This window comes from Dapis purpurea BLCC-M126, assembly GCF_050015975.1.
Lineage (GTDB): Bacteria > Cyanobacteriota > Cyanobacteriia > Cyanobacteriales > Microcoleaceae > Trichodesmium.
In genome coordinates, this window is sequence record NZ_JBNHER010000076.1 from 1 (window position 1) to 5,225 (window position 5,225).

The 5,225-nt window shown below is 31.9% G+C and carries 3 protein-coding genes; all 3 read left to right on the forward strand.

Annotated features, from left to right (window positions below):
• Nucleotides 1-298 precede the first annotated feature (298 nt).
• The gene (locus ACP6PL_RS07105; protein ID WP_426543990.1) at nt 299-1,120 is read left to right on the forward strand and encodes a PD-(D/E)XK nuclease family protein; all 822 of its coding nucleotides are present in this window, start codon (nt 299-301) and stop codon (nt 1,118-1,120) included.
• Between the two features lie 601 nt (nt 1,121-1,721).
• Nucleotides 1,722-2,906 (forward strand): ATP-binding response regulator, encoded by a 1,185-nt coding sequence (locus ACP6PL_RS07110; protein WP_426543992.1) that lies wholly within the window; start codon nt 1,722-1,724, stop codon nt 2,904-2,906.
• 415 nt (nt 2,907-3,321) lie between these two features.
• A partial coding sequence (gene recJ, locus ACP6PL_RS07115; protein ID WP_426543994.1) for a single-stranded-DNA-specific exonuclease RecJ occupies nt 3,322-5,225 on the forward strand: 1,904 nt, incomplete at its 3' end.

A 5,225-nucleotide genomic window follows, 5' to 3' on the forward strand; every position in this document is an offset into this window, starting at 1 on the left:
TGAGCTGATAAAATCTTAACTTTTGACTTCTGTGAAACAGTATTACTTCTTCCTTGTTCCTTCTTCCTTCTTACTTCTTACTTATAGTTTCAAACGATATATATGAAATAATTTCCTGAAATAACTGTAGTATCAAAGTTTTAAACCGATAAAATCTTAACTTTTGACTTCTGTAAAACAGTATTAATTTTTCCTTCTTCCTTCTTCCTTCTTACTTCTTACTTCTTCCTTCTTCCTTCTTCCTTGTTCCTTCTTCCTTCTTACTTCTTACTTCTTACTTCTTACTTCTTACTTCAAAATGACAAAATATAGACTCTCTCAACAACACCTAAATTTACTGACAACTTGTCCGCGCAAATTTCAACACCTCTACTTAGATAATCTCAGTATACCCACAACATCAGCAGAACAAGAAAGACTAAATTGGGGTAGTCAGTTTCACTTATTAATGCAACAAAGAGAACTAGGATTACCAATAGAACCTTTGATGTTAGAAAATCAAGAAATGCAGCATTGTTTTAATAATTTTTCCCAAGCTGCATCAGAAATATTAGAGCCAGAAACTCAAAATAATATAATTTTACGGCAAGCTGAACATAATCGCAGTCTTAATTTTAATCTTTATATTCTAACAGTTATTTATGATTTATTAATTGCTGAAAATCAACAAGCACAAATTTTTGACTGGAAAACCTATAGTCATCCTCAAAATAAAAAAAAATTAGCTCAAAATTGGCAAACACGTTTATATCTTTATACCCTAGTTGAAACTAGCAAATATTTGCCAGAAACAATTTCGATGACCTATTGGTTTATCCAACCCAAAAGTCAAAGTTTACCCTACAAACTAAAATTTTATTATAATCAACAAGCACACATAAAAACTGAGCAGGATCTACAGCAAATATTAGATAATTTAACTTACTGGTTAAAACATTACCAGGAAGAGGGGGAAGAATTTCCGCAAGTGCAGGTACTTGATAGTTGTAATACTTGTCAATTCGCTACTCGCTGTAAACGTTTTTCAGAAGTTTATGATAAACCACCATATATTGAATCTACAAATATTTCTGACGATTTAATATCCAGTCTAGATAGTATTCCAGAAATATCGATTTAGCTTAAAATTATTTAATTAAAAATATAAATACCAAAAAAATTTACCGAAATATTGTGGTTTAAAGCCTCCCCTTGGATAAGGGATAATAAATCAAAATTTTCCTGTTCGTCAATCCTCTTCTTTTCAAGGAGAGGTAATTCTAAATTCTTAATTCTCAATTCTCAATTCTCAATTCTTGAAGCTTATCTTATAAGTGACTTAATTCTACCTCCAATATATATATAGCAATCCTAGATTGGTTGTTAAAATTTTTATAACACTTAATTTTAACTTAAAATTTTTAAAATTATGACTCCTGACTCCTAAATCCTAAGCATTACCAAAATATTACAACTGAAATAGGATTAATATAGTATAGAAACCATACTTTATTCTTAACAATTCTAATTAAAAAATCCTCAATGTTATTCTATACCTCACTTGCCATTTCAAAATTAATGAAATTATATTACTTTTGACTTTATTATTTTGACAAAAGTCAATAAAATAATGAAAGAATTCCATGACGAATTATGCCAAAATTAGAAATAGCATATATTCATTCTTATTGGTTACAAGTAACTTAGAAATTGAAAGCAATTGGCTGATTAATCAGAATATTATGTCATCAAAAATACTTGTTGTAGATGATGAACCGGATTTTGAATCACTTATCATCCGTAATTTTAGAAGAAAAATCAAAACAAAAGAACTAGATTTTATTTTTGCCAGAGATGGTGTAGAAGCATTAGAAATCTTGTCAGAGGAACCCAGTATAGACATCGTATTAACTGACATTAATATGCCCTTAATGGATGGATTAACTTTACTAGATAATCTTCAAGTTCACTATCCTGATATCAAGGCAGTAATTATTTCCGCTTATGATGATATGGAAAAAATTAGGTCTGCGATGAATAGAGGTGCTTTTGATTTTTTGACTAAACCTATAGATTTTCAAGATTTAGACATTACGATTAAAAAAACATTAGCCAATGTTCAACAACTCAAAGAAAATAAGCGTTTAAAGCAAGAAAAAAATGAGGCAGAAGCAGCAAATAAAGCCAAAAGTGTATTTCTAGCAAATATGAGTCATGAATTACGAACACCATTAAACGCTATTATTGGCTACAGTGAAATTTTACTCGAAGATGCTCAGGATTTAGGCGATGAAGACTTTATTCACGATCTTGATAATATTCATACTTCTGGGAAACACTTATTAACAATAATTAATGATATTCTCGATCTTTCAAAAATTGAAGCAGGTAAGATGGATGTTCATTGGGAAAGCTTCAATATTATGGCATTAATTGAAAATGTTTTGGCAACTATTCAACCGTTGATAGATCAAAATGGTAATACATTAGAAATAATATGTGAAGATAACCAGGAACCCATCGTTGCAGATCCTAATAAAATGCGCCAAGTAATTTTAAATCTTTTGAGTAATGCAGCTAAGTTTACAGAAAATGGCAAAATTAGTTTAACAGTTAAAATGGTTAATAATCATGAGGGTTTTGTCGGTGAAAATTTAGACTTTAATTCCAAAGATAAGATGTTAGTTTTAAGTGTTGCTGATACTGGTATAGGTATATCAGAAGAGAAAATAGATAGTTTATTTCAACCATTTACTCAGGCTGATAATTCAACAACAAGGAAATATGGAGGTACTGGTTTAGGTTTAGCTATTAGTCGTCACTTTTGTAAAATGATGGGTGGGGATATTGCTGTTGTAAGTGAAGTTAATAAAGGCTCTATATTTACTGTAAAATTTCCTGTTCCTCAAATAGAATTTCTCAGTTAATAACTTAGTTTGATTAAGAAAATCTGGTAGTTTTTTGATGAGTGTAATTTATTATGGACAAGGAAATAAATAACAGGGAAAAGAAACCATTTTAAATCTTAATTTTTTCAAAAAATAGTATTTATAAATTTAATCTTTAATCATACATTAATATCTGAGCAGAAAAACTATTTTATACTTGATAATTTTTCCTCTTCTTCTTCTCCCTCCTGACTCCTGACTCCTGGCTCCTCCCCAATTATTTATAATTGTTCATCCGGACATGATATTACTTACTCCTCTTGAGCACTATAATTATCTCCTGTCTCCTGCCTCCTATTTTTGATACTACATTTTGTCGTGCGTAATGTAAATTTTATGGTTAGCCATAATTTTTTTATTCTATTCGTTACTACAAGCAATTGTTAAAGTAAAGATGTCTCAAGAAAAAAAATCTTGGCAAATTTCTGTGTCTGATAATCTGCCTTATTCATTTATTGAGTGTGTCAAAAATTATGCACCAAAATTATCAGGAAAATATCTAGCACAATTATTATGGCAACGAGGAATTAAAGAGACTGAAGATATAGTAGGCTTTTTAGATCCAAAAAAATATCAACCAAGTAGCTCCTTTGAATTTGGTGTAGAAATTAACAAAGCCATAAAAAGAATTATCTCTGCTAGAAATAATCAAGAAAAAGTTGCCATCTGGGGAGACTTTGATGCAGATGGAATTACCTCAACATCTGTACTCTGGGATGGATTAGGAGAATTTTTCGATAAAAATTATCAACTAACTTACTATATTCCTAACAGGTTTACAGAATCCCATGGTTTGAATTTTGCTGGAATTGAACGGTTAGCAAAAGCAAATTATAGTTTGATAATTACTTGTGATACAGGAAGTACAAATATTGCCGAAATAGAATATGCAAATAATTTAGGAATAGATATAATTGTCACCGATCATCATACTCTTCCCTTAGAACGTCCGCCATTATTTGCTATTATTAATCCCCGCTATTTTTCCCATACTCATCCTCTATATAATTTATCAGGAGTTGGAGTAGCTTATAAACTTATAGAAGCACTTTATTTAACTCATCCAGAAATACCTAAACTTCCCCTAACAGAATTGTTAGATTTAGTGGCTATTGGTTTAATTGCCGATCTAGTTCAGCTAACAGATGAATGTCGTTATTTAACACAAATAGGTATTGAAAAATTAAGTACACAATTACACAAAACTACCAGGCCAGGAGTTGCTAAACTTTTAGAACTGTGCAAAAAAACAGGCGATCGCCCCACAGATATTTCTTTTGGTATTGGCCCTAGGATTAATGCTGTGAGTAGAATTATGGGAGATAGTGGCTTTTGTGTGGAACTATTGACAAGTCGAGATCCTCAACATTGTCAACAACTGGCTATTGAAACAGAGCTGGCCAACTCTAGGCGCAAATCTCTACAAAGAGAAGTAGCTGAAGATGTTTCTCAAAAATTGACGAAACTAGACCTTTCTACCACCCATGTCATAGTTCTGACAGACCCTCAATGGCCTGTTGGTGTCCTAGGATTAGTCGCAGGCCAAATAGCTCAAGAATACGATCGCCCCACTATTTTATTAAGTGAGGAAACTGAAACTACTAGAACCTCTGGAGAAAAATTATTAGCTCGTGGTTCTGCCCGTTCTGTTGGTACAATAGACCTTTATGAGTTGGTGAAAAATCAGGCACATTTATTATATAGATTTGGCGGTCATCCTTTTGCTGCTGGTCTTAGTTTACCAGTAGAAAATATCCCTATATTTACAGATGCTATTAATCAACTCTTGGGACAAACATTAGGAGTAACTCTTAACCAAACCCCAGTAATAGAAGTAGATATAATTGTCACTGTATCTGAGTTAGGTAGAGATTTATTTCAAGAACTGAAGCTTTTAGAACCCTGTGGCATGGGAAACCCGGTCCCCAAACTTTTGATTCAAAATTGTTGGTTTACCGATACTTGGCATAGGAACCAAACAGATCTAAGGGGAAATAAGGTCAAATATATTAAAACAAATTTTGAAATTTGCGATGAGTCTATAGATAAAGGGTTTCCTGGTATTTGGTGGGGTCATTATAAAGAAGAAATTCCTGAAGGAATATGTGATGCTGTTGTAGAACTAGACTTCAATACTTACGAGAAACGTTATGAAGTTCGACTTATTTCTGTACAATCCAATTTCCAAGATACTCAAGTCATAGCATTGAACCCTGTAGATTGGATATTGGACTGGCGTGGAGGAATTCAAAAGTCAAAAGTCAAAAGTCAAAAATGTTGTTCTACTGATAATTCTCA

What these genes read in the sequence shown, in the direction of transcription:
- ACP6PL_RS07110 (WP_426543992.1), top strand. Translation starts at nt 1,722, where the DNA reads ATGTCATCAAAAATACTTGTTGTAGATGATGAACCGGATTTTGAATCA.
- ACP6PL_RS07105 (WP_426543990.1), top strand. Translation starts at nt 299, where the DNA reads ATGACAAAATATAGACTCTCTCAACAACACCTAAATTTACTGACAACT.